Origin of the sequence: Micromonospora sp. SD12, assembly GCF_052068495.1 — a bacterium.
Lineage (GTDB): Bacteria > Actinomycetota > Actinomycetes > Mycobacteriales > Micromonosporaceae > Micromonospora > Micromonospora echinofusca.
This window is the reverse complement of sequence record NZ_JBQHDF010000001.1, coordinates 76,793-91,968: the sequence shown is the minus strand read 5'-3', so window position 1 is coordinate 91,968 and position 15,176 is coordinate 76,793. Positions and strand designations below refer to the sequence as shown.

The 15,176-nt window shown below is 76.0% G+C and carries 14 protein-coding genes and 1 pseudogene; 12 read left to right on the top strand and 3 right to left on the bottom strand.

Annotated features, from left to right (window positions below):
* Positions 1-219 precede the first annotated feature (219 nt).
* From ssd to ACTMS2_RS00425, 7 genes are all read left to right on the top strand, one after another.
* Positions 220-1,323 (top strand): septum site-determining protein Ssd, encoded by a 1,104-nt coding sequence (gene ssd / locus ACTMS2_RS00455; protein ID WP_363892708.1) that lies wholly within the window; start codon positions 220-222, stop codon positions 1,321-1,323.
* The gene (locus ACTMS2_RS00450) at positions 1,320-2,531 is read left to right on the top strand and encodes a TadA family conjugal transfer-associated ATPase (RefSeq protein ID WP_441173514.1); all 1,212 of its coding nucleotides are present in this window, start codon (positions 1,320-1,322) and stop codon (positions 2,529-2,531) included. Before ssd ends, ACTMS2_RS00450 begins: the two co-directional genes overlap by 4 nt.
* On the top strand, positions 2,528-3,850 hold the full coding sequence (locus ACTMS2_RS00445) for a hypothetical protein (RefSeq protein ID WP_441173513.1): 1,323 nt from the start codon (positions 2,528-2,530) through the stop codon (positions 3,848-3,850). Before ACTMS2_RS00450 ends, ACTMS2_RS00445 begins: the two co-directional genes overlap by 4 nt.
* Before the next feature lie 20 nt (positions 3,851-3,870).
* Complete coding sequence (locus tag ACTMS2_RS00440; RefSeq protein WP_441174061.1) at positions 3,871-4,638, top strand: type II secretion system F family protein; 768 nt, start codon at positions 3,871-3,873, stop codon at positions 4,636-4,638.
* 63 nt (positions 4,639-4,701) lie between these two features.
* Complete coding sequence (locus tag ACTMS2_RS00435) at positions 4,702-4,830, top strand: DUF4244 domain-containing protein (RefSeq protein WP_208418639.1); 129 nt, start codon at positions 4,702-4,704, stop codon at positions 4,828-4,830.
* The gene (locus ACTMS2_RS00430; RefSeq protein WP_441173512.1) at positions 4,827-5,288 is read left to right on the top strand and encodes a TadE family type IV pilus minor pilin; all 462 of its coding nucleotides are present in this window, start codon (positions 4,827-4,829) and stop codon (positions 5,286-5,288) included. Before ACTMS2_RS00435 ends, ACTMS2_RS00430 begins: the two co-directional genes overlap by 4 nt.
* Before the next feature lie 251 nt (positions 5,289-5,539).
* A complete protein-coding gene (locus tag ACTMS2_RS00425; protein ID WP_441173511.1) occupies positions 5,540-5,959 on the top strand; it encodes an Rv3654c family TadE-like protein in 420 nt (139 codons plus the stop codon).
* 67 nt (positions 5,960-6,026) lie between these two features.
* Here the strand turns inward: ACTMS2_RS00425 and ACTMS2_RS00420 are convergent, their stop codons facing one another.
* From ACTMS2_RS00420 to ACTMS2_RS00410, 3 genes and pseudogenes are all read right to left on the bottom strand, one after another.
* Positions 6,027-6,605, bottom strand: coding sequence for a hypothetical protein (locus tag ACTMS2_RS00420; RefSeq protein ID WP_441173510.1), 579 nt, complete (start codon positions 6,603-6,605; stop codon positions 6,027-6,029).
* A 422-nt stretch (positions 6,606-7,027) separates the two neighbouring features.
* On the bottom strand, positions 7,028-7,234 hold the full coding sequence (locus ACTMS2_RS00415) for a hypothetical protein (protein ID WP_121397051.1): 207 nt from the start codon (positions 7,232-7,234) through the stop codon (positions 7,028-7,030).
* 366 nt (positions 7,235-7,600) lie between these two features.
* Positions 7,601-9,973: pseudogene (locus ACTMS2_RS00410) on the bottom strand (DEAD/DEAH box helicase); the annotation flags it as partial.
* 142 nt (positions 9,974-10,115) lie between these two features.
* Here ACTMS2_RS00410 and ACTMS2_RS00405 point away from each other — a divergent pair.
* From ACTMS2_RS00405 to ACTMS2_RS00385, 5 genes are all read left to right on the top strand, one after another.
* Complete coding sequence (locus ACTMS2_RS00405; RefSeq protein ID WP_089002397.1) at positions 10,116-10,472, top strand: STAS domain-containing protein; 357 nt, start codon at positions 10,116-10,118, stop codon at positions 10,470-10,472.
* A complete protein-coding gene (locus ACTMS2_RS00400) occupies positions 10,472-10,906 on the top strand; it encodes an ATP-binding protein (RefSeq protein WP_089002396.1) in 435 nt (144 codons plus the stop codon). The genes ACTMS2_RS00405 and ACTMS2_RS00400 overlap by 1 nt, the downstream gene beginning before the upstream one ends.
* 343 nt (positions 10,907-11,249) lie before the next feature.
* A complete protein-coding gene (locus tag ACTMS2_RS00395; RefSeq protein ID WP_441173509.1) occupies positions 11,250-13,604 on the top strand; it encodes a sodium-translocating pyrophosphatase in 2,355 nt (784 codons plus the stop codon).
* Between the two features lie 112 nt (positions 13,605-13,716).
* Entirely contained in the window at positions 13,717-14,259 is a 543-nt protein-coding gene (locus tag ACTMS2_RS00390) for a hypothetical protein (RefSeq protein WP_441173508.1), read from the top strand.
* A complete protein-coding gene (locus tag ACTMS2_RS00385; protein WP_441173507.1) occupies positions 14,250-14,957 on the top strand; it encodes a hypothetical protein in 708 nt (235 codons plus the stop codon). Before ACTMS2_RS00390 ends, ACTMS2_RS00385 begins: the two co-directional genes overlap by 10 nt.
* Positions 14,958-15,176: the final 219 nt, after the last annotated feature.

Below are 15,176 nucleotides of genomic sequence, written 5' to 3'. Positions count from 1 at the left end.
TACGGCCCGCGCGGAGCCCGTGCCGCCGTCACGGTAGCCGGGGCGATTCCGGAGTTGGGAGGCGCGTAAGGCCCGCCGGAAGTCCATAGCAGATCGACTCGCTCGGCGGGCGTTGTCCACAGGGCGCGCGGTTGTCCACAGGCTGTGGGGACGGGGCGGCGACCGGGGTGGCACCGGAGCAGGGTCTCGGGTCAGCAACCCCGACCGCTGGAGGCCGCGATGCCACCCCGTACCTCCGTCCCGCCGCACCGGCCCCTGCCGCTGCTCGTCACCTCGGACGGCGACCTGCTCGACGACCTGCTCCGACTCGCCGCGGCGGGCGGCGTCGAGGTGGAACTCGCCGCCGACCCCGCCGCGGCCCGCACCCGCTGGCTGCCCGCCCCGCTCGTGCTGGTCGGCGCCGACCAGGCCCAGCCCTGCCTGCGGGCGCGGTTGCCGCAGCGGCCCCGGATGGTGCTGGTGGGCCGCTCCGGGGAGCTCGACCCCGGCTGGCAGGTCGCCGAGCTGATCGGCGCGGAGCACGTGGCGACACTGCCGGCCGCCGAGCCCTGGCTGGTCGACCGGTTCGCCGAGTGCGGGCCGGAGGGCGTCGAGCGGGGCGGCGCCCGGATCGTCGCCGTCCTGGGCGGGCGGGGCGGTGCCGGCGCGAGCATCCTGGCGGGCGGGCTCGCCGTCACCGCCGCCCGGGCCCGGCTGCGCACCCTGCTCGTCGACGCCGACCCGCTCGGCGGCGGGCTCGACCTGGTGCTCGGCTGGGAGCAGTTGGAGGGGCTGCGCTGGCCGGCGCTGACCGGCGCCGACGGCCGGGTGGACGCACCGGCACTGGTGCGGGCCCTGCCGAGCCGGGGCGACCTGGTGGTGCTCTCCTGGGACCGGGGCGACCTGCTCGCCCTTCCCGCCCAGGCGATGGCCGCGACCGTCGACGCCGCCCGGCGGGGCCGGGACTTCGTGGTGGTGGACCTGCCTCGGCAGTTGGACGACGCGGCCGTGACCGCGTTGCAGGCGGCGGACCAGGTCTACGTGGTGGTCCCGGCCGAGCTGCGGGCCACCGCCGCCGCGGCTCGGGTGGTGGCCGCCGCCGCCCCGCACTGCGCCGCGATGTCGGTGATCGTGCGCGGTCCGGCGCCGGGCCGCCTCGGTGCGGCGGAGGTGGCCCGGGCGCTCGCGCTGCCGCTGGCCGGCACGCTGCGCCCGGAACCCGCGCTGACCCGTGGGCTGGAGCGGGGCGAGGCACCCGCCGCGCACGGTCGGGGGCCGCTGGCCGCGCTCTGCCAGCGGATCGTCGCGGAGCTGACCGGCGCGCCGGCGGCGGGTGCGGCATGACCGGGCCGTCCGAGGGCGAGACCCTCGCCGCCCGGGTGCGACAGCGCATCGCGGCCGCCGCCGCCCCGGTCACCCCCGCCGCGATCGTGTCCGCCGTACGGGCGGAGCCCACCGCCGCCGTCCTCGGCGACACCGCCGTACTGCGGATGGCCGACCAGGTGCACGACGACCTGGTGGGAGCCGGTCCGCTCGCCCCGCTGCTGGCCGACCCGGAGGTCACCGACGTGCTGGTCAACGGCGTGCGGGTCTGGGTGGACCGGGGGCGGGGCCTGCACCAGGTCGCGGTGCCGCTCGGCACGGTCGACGACGTACGCCGGCTCGCGCAACGGCTCACCGCCAGCGCCGGCCGGCGGCTCGACGACGGCTCCCCGTACGCGGACGCCCGGCTTCCCGACGGCACCCGGCTGCACGCCGTGCTGCCGCCCGTGGCGACCGACGGGCCCTATCTGTCCCTGCGGACCTTCCGGCAGCGGCCCTTCACCCTCGACGAACTGGTGAGCCAGGGGACGGTTCCGCGCCCGGTGGCGCCGGTGCTCTCCGCCGTGGTGGCGGCCCGGCTGGCGTACCTGGTGACCGGCGGCACCGGCTCGGGCAAGACGACCCTGCTCAACACGCTGCTCGGACTGGTCCCCGCCACCGAACGGATCGTGCTGGTGGAGGACGCGGCCGAGCTGCACCCCCGGCACCCGCACGTCGTCGGGTTGCAGGCGAGGACGGCCAACGTGGAGGGATCCGGCGCGGTCGGGCTGACCGACCTGGTGCGGCAGGCCCTGCGGATGCGGCCCGACCGGCTGGTCGTCGGCGAGTGCCGGGGCGGGGAGGTCGTCGACCTGCTCGCCGCCCTGAACACCGGCCACGACGGAGGCGCCGGCACCCTGCACGCCAACACCCCGTCGGACGTGCCGGCGCGGCTGGAGGCCCTCGGGATGCTCGGCGGGCTGCCGCGCCCGGCGCTCCACGCCCAGGTGGCCGCCGCGCTCCAGGTGCTGCTCCAGGTGCGCCGCGGTGCCGAGGGACGGGTGCTGGAGTGGGTCTGCCTGCTCCTGCCGGAAGGCCCGGACCGGCTGGTCACGGCGGTTCCCGCCTGGGTACGCGGGCGCGGGCCCGACCTCGCCGCACCGGCGCTCGCCGAACTGCTGCGGGAGCGGGGCGTACCGGTGCCGCCGGTCCTGACCGAGCCGTGGCCCGGATCGGCGGGACCGAGGTGACCGCCCCGTACGCCCTGGTGGCGCTGCTGCCCGCGCTCGCCGCGGCGGTGCTGGTGGCCGGGGTGGTGCGTGGCGGTCGCAACCGGCGGGGCGTGTTGGCCGTCGGCGGGGGAAGCGCGGGCGCCGGCACCGAGGACCCGCTCGTCGCCTGGATCACCGAGCTGCGCCGGACACCCGATCAGGGCGCGGAGACCGCTGCGGCGGCGGGCATGGCCGGGGGCGTCGCTCGTCCTCGCGCCGCCGACCGGCGGAACCCGTACGACGAACCTCCGGTCCGTCGGGGGCAGCCTCCGAGCCTCCCGGCCGGCGGCACCCACCGAGGTGAGCGCGAGGCGGAAGGCGGGGCGCGGTGGGCGTCCCGGGACGCGGTCGACCGGTCGCCGTGGCCCTGGCCGGCCGGAGACGACCGTGGCGCTTCGGGACCGACGAGACCCGGGGGCGGCGGTCCCGACCGGCTGCGGCCACCGGCCCGGCGGGACGCCCGACGCCCCGGCGGGACGCCCGCCCCGACGGCTGCCTCGTCTCGCCGGCCCGGCGCGGTGACCGGTCCGCCCGGCGAGGACCGGCGACCGGCGTCGCTGCGGTCGTACGCGTTGACGGCGTCGCGGGGGCGCATCCTGCTGCTCGCCGCGTCGGCCGGCACCGGGGTGGGCCTGCTGCTGGCCGGTCCGGTCGCGGCGGTGGCCGTCGGCGCCTACGGCACGCTGTCCGCCCGCGCGCTCCTCCGACGCAGGGAGGGCCGGTACGCCGTCCGGGCCCGGCGGCGCCGGCTGGACCAGCTCTGCGGGCTGGCCGCCGACCTCCGGGCCGGCCTGCCGGTGCCGGTCGCCGCCGAGCGGCTCACCTCGGGGGACGGCGGAATCCCGGGCAGGCGTGGCACCACGGGCGGGGACGGCACCACGGGCGACGGCGGCACCCCGGACGGAGGTGGAACCGCGGGCGGCGACCCGGCCGGCCGCGACGAGCGGGGCGGGCCGGGACGCCTCGACCACCTGGCCCGCGCCGCCGTACGTCTCGCCGACCAGACGGGCGCGCCGCTGGCGGAGTTGCTGGAGCGGATCGAGGCGGACGCCCGCTCGGCGGACCGTGGACTGGCTGCGGCGGAGGCGCAGGCGGCCGGGGCGCGTGCCACCGCCCTGCTGCTCGCCGCCCTGCCGCTCGGCGGCATCGGGCTCGGCTACGGCATCGGCGTCGATCCGGTGGCGGTCCTGCTGCACACCCCCGTCGGTGGCGCGTGCGCGGTCGTCGCCATCGCGCTCCAGGTCGCGGGGCTGTTCTGGGCCGAACGGCTCGGCGCGACGCCGGGACGGGCGAGCTGATGCCCCGGCTGACGCTCGTGGTGGGCCTTGTGGTGGCGGCGGCCCTGCTCGCCGCGACGCTCGCGGCGGGCCGGCGGCCCTTGCGCCGGCTGCGTGCCCTGCGCAGGGCACCCGTCGGCGTCCACCCGGCCGCGCCGCCCCGCCGGCCTGCCGGGTCCCGTGAGGCCGCGACCGATGGCGTCCGTCCCCGCCGGCGGCCGGACGCCATCCGGGTCGCCTCCGGCCTGGGCGGCGTGGCGGTGGTGGTCGTCGTCGGTGGCTGGCCCGGGGTGGTGGCTGCCCTGCCGACGACGCTGCTGCTCGACCGGCTGCTCCGTCGCATCGAGCCCCCGGCCGTACGGAACCGGCGGCTGCGGGAGGCGGCCGATCTGCCGCTCGCCGCCGACCTGCTGGCGGCGGCGATGCGGGCGGGGGCGCCCGTGGACAGGTCGGTCCTGGCCGTGGCGGGGGCGCTGGACGGGCCGCTCGCCGACCGACTCGCCCGGGTCGGCCGGTTGCTGCGGCTCGGCGGCGGCCCCGAGGAGGCGTGGGCGCCGCTCGCGGCGGTGCCGGGAGCCGACCGGCTGACGGCCGCCGTGCTGCGCAGCGCCAACAGCGGAGCCGCGCTGGCCGGCGCGCTGACCCGACTCGCCGACGACCTTCGCGCCGACCGGGCCACCGCCGCGGAGGCGGCCGCGCGCCGGGCCGGTGTGCTCATCGTCCTGCCGTTGGGGCTCTGCTTCCTGCCGGCCTTCATTCTCGCCGGCCTGGTGCCGGTGATCGTCGCCGTCCTCGGCGACGTGCTCTGACCACCCTCGAGAAAGGACCACAACGTGCGCAAACTGCTCGCCCGCCTGCGCGGGGACGCCGGGATGAACACCGCCGAGTACGCCGTCGGCACCCTGGCCGCGGTCGCCTTCGCCGGGATCCTGCTGAAGGTGCTGACCTCGGGCAACGTGCAGTCCGCGTTGACCGCCGTCATCGACCGGGCACTCAAGTGAACCGGCGCCGGTCGGCCGGCCGTGACCGGGGTTCCTTCACGGCCGAACTGGCGGCCGGCCTGCCGGCGCTCCTGCTGCTCCTGCTCGCCGGGCTGTCGGCGGTCAACGCCGTCGGCACGAGGGCGGGCTGCCTGCACGCGGCCCGGGAGGCGGCGCTGGCCGCCTCCCGGGGCGCCGACGGGGCGGCCGCAGCCAGCCGAGCGACCCCGCCGGGGGCGGAGGTGACCGTCACCGTCGACGGCCAGCGGGTCGTCGCCACCGTCCGGGCGCCCGTACGCGCGCTCGGCTCCCGGCTGCCCCGGATCTCCGTGACCGCCACGGCGGTGGCAGCCATCGAACCCGGCGTCGCGGAGTCCGCCGGCAGCCCCGTCCGGTCGACCACCCCCGGGGCGTCGGCGCCGCCCGATGTCGCGGAGCCCGCCACGCCGGTCGCCGAACCGGCGGAGGGCGGGCCGTGACCGGGCGGCCCGGGGGCGCCAACCGGGCCGCCCGATGTCGCGGAGCCCGCCACGCCGGTCGCCGAACCGGCGGAGGGCGGGCCGTGACCGGGCGGCCCGGGGGCGCCAACCGGGCCGCCCGATGTCGCGGAGCCCGCCACGCCGGTCGCCGAACCGGCGGAGGGCGGGCCGTGACCGGGCGGCCCGGGGGCGCCAACCGCCAGTGCCGTGCAGGTCTCGACGCCGACCGTCGAGCCGGGGGAGGGCGGGCCGTGACCGGGCGGCGCAGGGGTGCCGGCCAGCCGCGCGGAGGCCCGGCGCAAGCGCGGGAGGAAGGGGTACGGCCTGCCGGAGATCGTGGTGGGGCGACCGTCTGTCTGCTCGCCGTGGGGCTGGCGTTCGTCATGGTCGGGTTGTTCGGCGCGGCCGTCGGTGCGGCCCGCACGGCCCGGCAGCAGGCCCGGGTGGCGGCGGACCTCGGCGCGCTCGCCGGTGCCGGTCAGGCCCTCCTGGGTGAGCCGGCGGCCTGCGGTCGGGCTGTCGAGATCGCCGGCGCCAACGGTGGGCGGCTGTTGGCCTGTCGGCTCGACGGCCTGGACCTCCTGGTGACCGCCGAGGTCGCCGTCACCCCGCTGCCCGGCCTGGCGCGGGCGGCGACGGCGAGCGCCCGTGCCGGCCCCGTCCGTGGCTGAGCGGCAGGCCGGTACGGAGACGCGACCGGGCCGGGGCGACGGGAGTCGGCACCCCGACCCGGGCGGGTCAGCGCCCCTGGAGGGCGTCGAGGGCGACGGCCATCGCGATCACGAGGCGGCGGTCGACCTGCGGGTTGTGGATCTGTACGACGTACCGGTCGCGCAGGCCCCACTGCTTGATGACGGAGAAGACCGGCTGACCGCCGGCGACGAAGTCGAAGTGGTAGGGCAGCCAGGACAGCGAGTCGACGAACCGGCGCAGCAGCGCCACCGGCATGCTGCGCTCCTGACCGGTGACCTGCGGCAGGCCGGGCTGCTCGACGTGCCAGGTGGACCGCAGCAGGGACTGGGCGAAGTCCTTGCGGAACAGGCCGATCGGGTTGCCGGTGTGGTCGGTCACGTCGTACGTGGCGCCGATGTCGAGGCGCTGGCGGGCCTTGAACCCCAGCAGGGGCTGCTGCTTCGAGTCGTCGGTGTAGATCGTCACCTGCTCCTTGAAGGCGAGTCGCTTCTGCTGGGCGAACGCCAGCAGCCCGCCTTCGGAGCCGTCCGGTGCGACGGCGTGGACCTCGTACTGGTTGACCATCATCCGGAGCCGCTGCCGGATGTGGAACTGCTGCTGGGCCTGCAGGTTGTCGAGTTGCATAAGTTCTCCTTCGAGGGGTCGCCGGAGTGTCGCACAGCTTCAACCGCGCCGCCGCCGACAGGTCACGCGGCCCTCCCCGCAGGCCACGCGCCCGTCCGGCCGACGTTCGGCGTACCGGGCCGAGTACCCGCCCCTCGCCGCCGCTACCGCCACCCGGCTGCCGCCCGTCCGGTCACCCGCTGCCCCGACCACCCCGCCACCCCGGCTGCCGCCCGCCCGGTCACCCGCTGCCCGACCACCCCGCCACCCCGGCGGTGGCCGCCCCGACCGCACAACCCGCTATGACCGGCGCAAGCCGCCCCACCGCGCAGCCGACCGGCGCAACCCGCCCCCAACCGCGCAACCCGCCCGGCGCAACCCGGCACGACCGTACGACCCGCCCCGACCCCCGGCGCGAACCCTCGCGATCTGTGCGGCCGGGCTCAGCGGCCCCCGTCGACGGTCGCCTTGAGCGCCCACGCGTTGAGGACCTGGTGGATGCTGCGCAGCCGCTCGTTGATCTGTTCCAGGCGTTCGGCCTGCGCCAGGCTGGCCAGCGCGGTGCCCAGGGCGATCTGCTGGTCGGGAGTGAGCTTCTCCTGGTCGATCGTGTAGAGCAGGTCGACGGTCTCGGCGATGGTGTCGGCCACGACTCCTCCTTCGACGGCGAGGACGGCAAGGACGGCTAAGGATCCGCGAGCACCGATGGAAGCGCTCCCATGCCTTCGTTTGCCCCGAGCGAAGGGGTTCTATGCCTGCTTTCCACCACCCGGGACGGCGACGTCCCCCGAGCCCGCCTCCGCGAGCCGGGACGGGTCGCCCGGATCGCGCGGAGCGCCCAGCGCCCCCGGAGCGCCCAGCGCCCCCGGATCGCGTAGGGCCCCCGGAGCACCCCGATCGCGTCGAGCATCCGGCCTACTCGGCGCGCCGGGGACGGCGTCGTCGTCCGGAGCGGCGCGTCCCGCCGGAACCGGAGGGTCGCCCGGCCGGCCCTCGGACGGGCCGGGGGCCGGTACGCCGTCGGGCAGGTTGGCGAGCACCACGTCCAGCACCCGGGCGGCGTCCGGCTTGGAGAGCGGGTTGTTGCCGTTGCCGCACTTCGGGGACTGCACGCAGGACGGGCAGCCCGCCTCGCAGCCACACTCCGCGATCGCGTCCCGGGTGGCGCGCAGCCAGGCCGCCGCCGTCCCGTACGCGCGCTCGGCGAAGCCTGCCCCACCCGGGTGCCCGTCGTAGACGAAGACGGTCGGGGCCTCGGTGTCCGGGTGCACCGCCGTGGAGAGCCCGCCGATGTCCCAGCGGTCGCAGGTCGCGGTTAGCGGCAGCAGGCCGATCGCGGCGTGCTCGGCGGCGTGCAGCGCGCCCGGTACGTCGGCGGGTTCCACGCCGGCAGCCGTCAGCGACTGCGGCGACAGGGTGAACCAGACCGCGACGGTACGCAGCTCCCGGGCCGGCAGGTCCAGCGGACGGGTGTCGATGACCTCGCCGGTGGCGATCCGCCGCCGCTGGTACGACACCACCTGGCTGGTCACGTCGACCTCGCCGAGGAAGAGCCCGACGGGACCGGCGTCCACGTACGAGCGCACGCTCACCACCGACAGCGAGGTGACGTCGCGGGCGTGGGTGGACCAGTCGGGCTCCTCGGGGTGCACCAGCGCGCAGCCGTCGGCCAGGTCGAGCGAGTCGACCACGTACGAGACGCCCTGGTGCAGGTAGACCGCGCCGGGGTGGAGCAGGAAGTGCGAGGAGCCGCCGTCGACGGTGCCGAGCAGCCGCCCGGTCGCCGCCTCGACCACGCAGACCGGCGCGCCGCCCTCGCCGCGCAGGTCCACCTCGGGCCGTTCCCGGTGCCGCCAGTACCAGCCGGTCGGCCGCTGCCGCAGCGCCCCGGCCGCCACCAGCTGGTCCACCGCCTCCTTCGCCCCGTCGCCGAAGAGTGCCAGGTCGTCGGGGGTCAGCGGCGCCTCGGCCGCCGCGCAGGCGAGCTGCGGGGCCAGCACGTACGGGTTGGCCGGGTCGAGCACGGTGGCCTCCACCGGGCGCCCGAAGACCGCCTCGGGGTGGTGCACGAGGTAGGTGTCGAGCGGATCGTCCCGGGCGACCAGCACGGCGAGGGCCTCCTGCCCGGAGCGCCCCGCCCGGCCGGCCTGCTGCCACAGCGAGGCGCGGGTGCCCGGGTACCCGCAGATGAGCACCGCGTCGAGGCCCACCAGGTCGACGCCCAGCTCCAGCGCGTTGGTCGAGGCCAGGCCGAGCAGGTCGCCGTGCAGCAGCGCGCGTTCCAGTTCGCGCCGCTCCTCGCGCAGGTAGCCGGCCCGGTAGGCGGCCACCCGGTCGCCGAGCCCCGGTACCGCCTCGTCGAGGGCGCGACGGGCGTTCGCCGCGACCACCTCGGCGCCGCGCCGGGAACGCACGAAGGCCAGCGTGCGTACGCCCTCGGCGACCGCGTCGGCGAGCAGGTCGGCCGTCTCCCGCAGCGCCGAGCGGCGGACCTGGGTGAGGTCCGCCTGCTGGTCGGCGGCGGAGTCCTGCGGCAGCAGCGGCGGCTCCCAGAGCGCGAACGTCACCCCGCCGCGCGGTGAGGTGTCCTCGGTGACGGCGGTTACGGGCAGCCCGGTGAGCCGCCCGGCCGCCGTCGCCGGGTCGCCGGAGGTGGCCGAGGCCAGCACGAAGACGGGCGCGCCGCGCAGCCGCGCGCACTGCCGCCGCAACCGGCGCAGCACGTGCGCGACGTGCGAGCCGAAGACGCCGCGGTAGGTGTGGCACTCGTCGATCACGACGTACGTGAGCCGGCGCAGGAAGCCGGACCACTGGGCGTGCCCGGGCAGGATGCCGTGGTGCAGCATGTCCGGGTTGGTCAGCACGAACCGGGAGTGCTTCCGGATCCACTCCCGCTCGGCGCGCGGGGTGTCGCCGTCGTAGCAGGCCGGGCGTACGCCCTCCAGCTCCAGCGCGGCGACGGCGCGCAACTGGTCGGCGGCGAGCGCCTTCGTCGGCGCCAGGTAGAGCACGGTGGCCCGGGGGTCGCCGAGCAGGGTGGCCAGGGCGGGAAGCTGGTAGGCCAGGGACTTGCCGGACGCCGTGCCGGTGGCCACCACCACGTGCCGGCCGTCGTACGCCAGGGTGGCCGCCTCGGCCTGGTGCCGCCAGGGCGCGACCACGCCGCGGCGGGCGAACGCCGCGCGTAGCTCCTCGGGCGCCCAGTCCGGCCATCCGGCGGGCTCGCCGGCCCGTGCCGGCACCCGCTCGACGTGGGTGACCGGGTCGGCGCCGGTGCGGGCGCGCAGCCTGCCCAGCAGGTCGGCCGGCGTTCGCCCGAGCTCGCCACCTGCGGCTACGGTGGCGGCGGACGACGGCCCCGGGTTGCGGCGCGCCGGGTCGGAGGTCACGTCCTGCACTCTCGCACTGGTGTTCGGAGATGGAATACGGGGGGCCGGGGTATGGGGAGGCCTCCGCCGGTGAGCAGAGCCGGTCTCCGGCGGGGATGGTTAGATGCCCAGGAGAGTTTACGGCTCTTGCGAGGGAGGACCGATGGAGCTGTCGCTGACGACCCGCACCGTGGGCGAGCACACGGTGCTCGAGGTCGGCGGTGAGGTGGACGTCTACACCGCGCCGCGGCTGCGGGAGCGGCTCCTCGAGCTGATCGACGGCGGGGCCCGCCACGTCGTGGTCGACCTGGGCCGGGTCGACTTCCTGGACTCCACCGGGCTGGGCGTGCTGGTCGGCGCGCTCAAGCGGCTGCGCGCGGCCGGCGGCTCGTTCGCGCTGGTCTGCGACAAGGAGCCGCTGCTCAAGATCTTCCGGATCACCGCGCTCGACCAGGTCTTCCCGCTGCATCCCACGGTCGACGCGGCGATCGGCGCCGGCCCGGCCGGCACCGGCGTCTGATGGCCACCGTCAAGCTCTCCTTCTCGCCGGCCCCGGTGCACGTACGCACCGCGCGCCTGGTCGGGGTGGCGGTCGCCCGGCGGGCCGGGGTCCGCGAGGAGCTGCTCGACGAGGTACGGCTGGCCATCGGCGAGGCGTGCACCCGCGCCGTCGCCCTGCACCGCCAGTACGGCGTGCCCGAGCCCGTGCTCGTGGAGATGTCCGACTCGGGGGTGTACGCGGTGCGCGTCGTCGACCGCGCGCCGATCGAGGCGGGTCTCGGCCTGGCCGCGCTGAACGCCGACCAGCTCGCCAACGAGTCGCTCAACGAGGACGACCTGACCACCGGCGTCGGCTTCGCCCTGCTGGCCGGTTTCGTCGAGGACCTCCAGGTCCGCCCGGTCGAGGAGGGCGTCGGCACCGAGGTGCGGATGGTCTGGCCCGTCGGCCGTTGAGCTGATCTTCCATTGCCCTCGCTGAGGGCGTCGTACGCCGTGAGAGGCCGTGTCCCACCGGGCGCGGCCTCTCTGGCATGGATGGGCTCCTATATCAGATTTTTCCTCATAACACAGCGACGAAGATCATCGGCCCGGGGTGCCCCCTCGGTGTGACCTCCAACACTGTGGAGGGCTACAGTACGCGGGTTGTCAGCAAGTGATCCATCCCGCAGCCAGCGGGAACGGTTGTTCATCGCTGGTCCGCCCGGGGTGGGGTGGCGCGCGCTTGCGACTCCGCATCCAGGCGCCGGGCGGTGCGTCTCCACCGTCCGGCGCGAGCGTTCGGTACAGGAGGACACAGATGTCCGACACCTTGGCCGCCGAGGGCGGCGGGATCTCCCTCACCGGAAACAACGTCACGTACGTCGTCATCGCCGCGGTCATCGCGCTGGTGGCGCTCGCCTTCGCCGGCGCGCTGACGAAGGCCGTGCTGGCCGCCGGCAAGGGCACCAACAAAATGCAGGAGATCTCCGGCGCGGTCCAGGAGGGCGCCTCGGCCTATCTGCTGCGGCAGTTCCGGACCCTGGCGATCTTCGTGGTCGTCGCCGTGGTGCTGCTCTTCCTGCTGCCGGTGCACGACACCGACGGCAGCGAGACGGCGGTGAAGATCGGCCGGTCCGTATTCTTCGTCGTGGGCGCGCTGTTCAGCGCGTTCATCGGCGGCGCGGGCATGTGGCTGGCCACCCGGGCCAACCTGCGGGTGGCCGCCGCCGCCCGGGAGCGCGAGGGCGGCCGGGAGGCCGCGATGAAGATCGCCTTCCGTACGGGTGGCGTGGTCGGCTTCCTCACCGTCGGCCTCGGCCTCTTCGGCGCCGCGCTGGTCGTGCTGTTCTACCGCAGCGACGCGCCGACCGTGCTGGAGGGCTTCGGCTTCGGCGCCGCGCTGCTCGCCATGTTCATGCGGGTCGGCGGCGGCATCTTCACCAAGGCCGCCGACGTCGGCGCCGACCTGGTCGGCAAGGTCGAGCAGGGCATCCCCGAGGACGACCCGCGCAACGCCGCGACCATCGCCGACAACGTGGGCGACAACGTGGGTGACTGCGCCGGCATGGCCGCCGACCTCTTCGAGTCGTACGCGGTCACCCTGGTCGCCGCGCTGATCCTCGGCCGCGCCGCGTTCGGCGAGCAGGGCCTGGTCTTTCCGCTGATCGTCTCCACCATCGGCGTGCTCATCGCGATCGTCGGCGTCTTCATCACCCGGCTGCGCGCCTCCGACCGCAACGGCCTGACCGCGATCAACCGGGCCTTCTACATCTCGGCGGTGCTCTCCGCGGTGCTCGTGGCGATCGCCACGTGGGCGTACCTGCCGGCCACCTTCGCCGAGCTGGAGGGCGGGCTGACCGACGTCAGCGAGAACCCGCGGGTGGTCGCCATCGGCGCGGTCGTCATCGGCATCGTGCTGGCGGCGGCGATCCAGGCGCTGACCGGCTACTTCACCGAGACCAACCGGCGCCCGGTGCAGGACATCGGCAAGAGCTCGCAGACCGGCGCCGCCACCGTCATCCTCGCCGGCATCAGCGTCGGCCTGGAGTCGGCGGTCTACTCGGCGCTGCTGATCGGCGCCGGCGTGTTCGGCGCGTTCCTGCTCGGCGGCAGCTCCATCACGCTCTCGCTGTTCGCCGTGGCGCTGGCCGGCACCGGCCTGCTCACCACGGTCGGCGTGATCGTCGCGATGGACACCTTCGGCCCGATCTCCGACAACGCCCAGGGCGTGGCGGAGATGTCCGGCGACATCGACGAGCACGGCGCCCGGACGCTCACCGAGCTGGACGCGGTCGGCAACACCACCAAGGCGATCACCAAGGGCATCGCGATCGCCACGGCGGTGCTCGCCGCGACGGCGCTGTTCGGCTCGTACACCGACACGCTGAGCAGCGCGTACTCCGACGCGGGGGTGGGCGACGTCGGCGCCGAGATCCTCAACTCGCTGAACGTGGCGAACCCGCGCAACCTGGTCGGCCTGATCATCGGCGCCGCGGTGGTGTTCCTCTTCTCCGGCCTGGCCATCAACGCGGTCTCCCGCTCGGCCGGCGCGGTCGTGATGGAGGTACGCCGCCAGTTCCGCGAACTGCCCGGCATCATGGACGGCACCCAGCGCCCCGAGTACGGCAAGGTCGTCGACATCTGCACCCGGGACGCGCAGCGCGAGCTGATCACCCCCGGGCTGCTCGCCATCCTCGCGCCGATCGCGGTGGGCTTCGGCCTCGGGCCGGGCGCGCTGGCGGCGTACCTGGCCGGTGCGATCGGCGCCGGCACGCTGATGGCGGTCTTCCTGTCCAACTCCGGCGGCGCCTGGGACAACGCCAAGAAGCTCGTCGAGGACGGCGCGTACGGCGGCAAGGGCTCCGAGGCGCACGCCGCCACGGTCATCGGCGACACCGTCGGCGACCCGTTCAAGGACACCGCCGGTCCGGCGATCAACCCGCTGATCAAGGTGATGAACCTGGTCTCGCTGCTGATCGCGCCGGCCGTGGTGGCCTGGAGCGTGGGCGACGAGCGGAACACCGCCCTGCGGGTGGGGATCGCCGTGGTGGCGACGCTGATCATCGTCGCGGCGGTGGTGTTCAGCAAGCGCAAGGGCGTGGCGATGTCCGACTCCGACTCCGGCTCGGGCGCGGGCAGCACCGGCCAGCGGCCGGAGACGGTCAACGCCTGATCCGTCCGGTGTCCCGGTCCCCGGTCGGCCCGCGTGGCCGGCCGGGGACCGCCCGTCCGCCCGGCAAACCTGTCCGGTGCCGGGACTCGACAGAGGCCGTACGCTGCAACGCATGCGCACGTGCCGGGCGGCAGCCGCCGGAAAGCTCACGGTGGTCCTGGCCACGCTCGTACTCGTGCTCGCCGGCTGCGGCGGCGGCCCCAGCCCGCGGGCGTGGGCGGCGTCAGTCTGCTCCGCGCTCACCCCGTGGCGGGCCGAGATCAGCAAGCTGACCAGCAGCACCGACCAGCAGATGACCGCCCAGACCACCCCGGCGCAGGCGAAGGAGAACCTGGTGCGGCTCTTCGGGGGCGCCGAGCAGGCCAGCGAGACCGCCCGACGCAAGGTCGAGGAGGCCGGCGTCCCGGAGGCCGAGCAGGGCGAGGAGGTCTCCGCCGGCTTCCGCACGTCGCTGGCCAAGATGCGCGACGCGTACGGCAGGGCCCGCGACACCATCGACGGGCTCGGCACCGGCCAGCCCACCGCCTTCTACGACGGCGTCCGCGCCGCCGTGGACACCCTGAACAAGGAGTACGACGCCAGCGCGCTCGACACCAGCCGGCTCAACTCCGAGGAGTTGAAACGCGCCTTCGACGAGGTGCCGGAGTGTCGCTGAGCGGGACCGGTGACCCGGCGGGCGGCGAGGCGCTGCCCGTGCTCTTCCCGGCCCCCGCGGACCGGGTCGCGCCGGCCGCCCGCCGTACCGCACCCCCGCCGGCCGACGTCGACGACTCCGCCCGGCAGCTGACCTTCTTCGGCGCGGAGGCGGCGGACCCGTCCCTCGCCGACCTCGCCGGGCTGCTGGCCGGCCCGGGCGAGGTGGTCCGGATGGGCGGCACGGCCCGGCTCTCGGTCGTGGTCGACGCCGCCTGGCGGGTGCATGTGCTCGTCGCCGAGCTGGCGCTGCGCGGGGTGGCGGCCACCTGGGAGGCGACCGCCGACGGCCGGCACGCGGTGCGCACCTCGTACGCGCGCACGCTCAAGCCGCTCGCGGTGGCCTGGCTGCGCGGCACCGGCAAGCGACCGCCCGCCGGCTTCCACCTCAACGGGCGGCGGCTGCGGATCTGGCTCGCCGCGGCCGGGGCCGCCGAGCCGTCCGGCTTCCTGCTCGGGCTCGGCGCCGACGACGAGGAGTGCTGGGGGCCGGTCGGCGGGGCGCTCGACGCGGTCGGCCTCTCCGGGGCGCTGCTCGGGCCCGGCGAGGGCGGGCCGGCGTACCGGATCACCGGCCGCCGGCGGCTCGCCCGCCTGGCGGAGCTGGTCGGCGACCCGCCGCCCGCCGCCCCCGCGACGGCCTGGCCGGCCCGTTCCTGACGGCCCACGGGCCTGTCCGATGCGGGACAGCAAGTGCGCAATTTCGCAGAAAACGGCCGGGTGACGCCTCGGCCGAGGGTCCGCCATCGTCACAGTGTCCCGCCCGACGGCACACGCACGGTGTACGGTGGCGCCGTCCGGCACACCCAGCCGCCGGTGGATCGAAGAGGCCGCCCCAGGGGACGGTTTGCCGCCCGCGAAACCCGAAACGCGGGCGGC

Coding starts and splice junctions, on each gene's coding strand:
- ACTMS2_RS00420 (WP_441173510.1), bottom strand. CDS start 6,605: ATGCAACTCGACAACCTGCAGGCCCAGCAGCAGTTCCACATCCGGCAG.
- ACTMS2_RS00390 (WP_441173508.1), top strand. CDS start 13,717: ATGCGCACGTGCCGGGCGGCAGCCGCCGGAAAGCTCACGGTGGTCCTG.
- ssd (WP_363892708.1), top strand. CDS start 220: ATGCCACCCCGTACCTCCGTCCCGCCGCACCGGCCCCTGCCGCTGCTC.
- ACTMS2_RS00435 (WP_208418639.1), top strand. CDS start 4,702: ATGAACACCGCCGAGTACGCCGTCGGCACCCTGGCCGCGGTCGCCTTC.
- ACTMS2_RS00400 (WP_089002396.1), top strand. CDS start 10,472: ATGGCCACCGTCAAGCTCTCCTTCTCGCCGGCCCCGGTGCACGTACGC.
- ACTMS2_RS00450 (WP_441173514.1), top strand. CDS start 1,320: ATGACCGGGCCGTCCGAGGGCGAGACCCTCGCCGCCCGGGTGCGACAG.
- ACTMS2_RS00395 (WP_441173509.1), top strand. CDS start 11,250: ATGTCCGACACCTTGGCCGCCGAGGGCGGCGGGATCTCCCTCACCGGA.
- ACTMS2_RS00405 (WP_089002397.1), top strand. CDS start 10,116: ATGGAGCTGTCGCTGACGACCCGCACCGTGGGCGAGCACACGGTGCTC.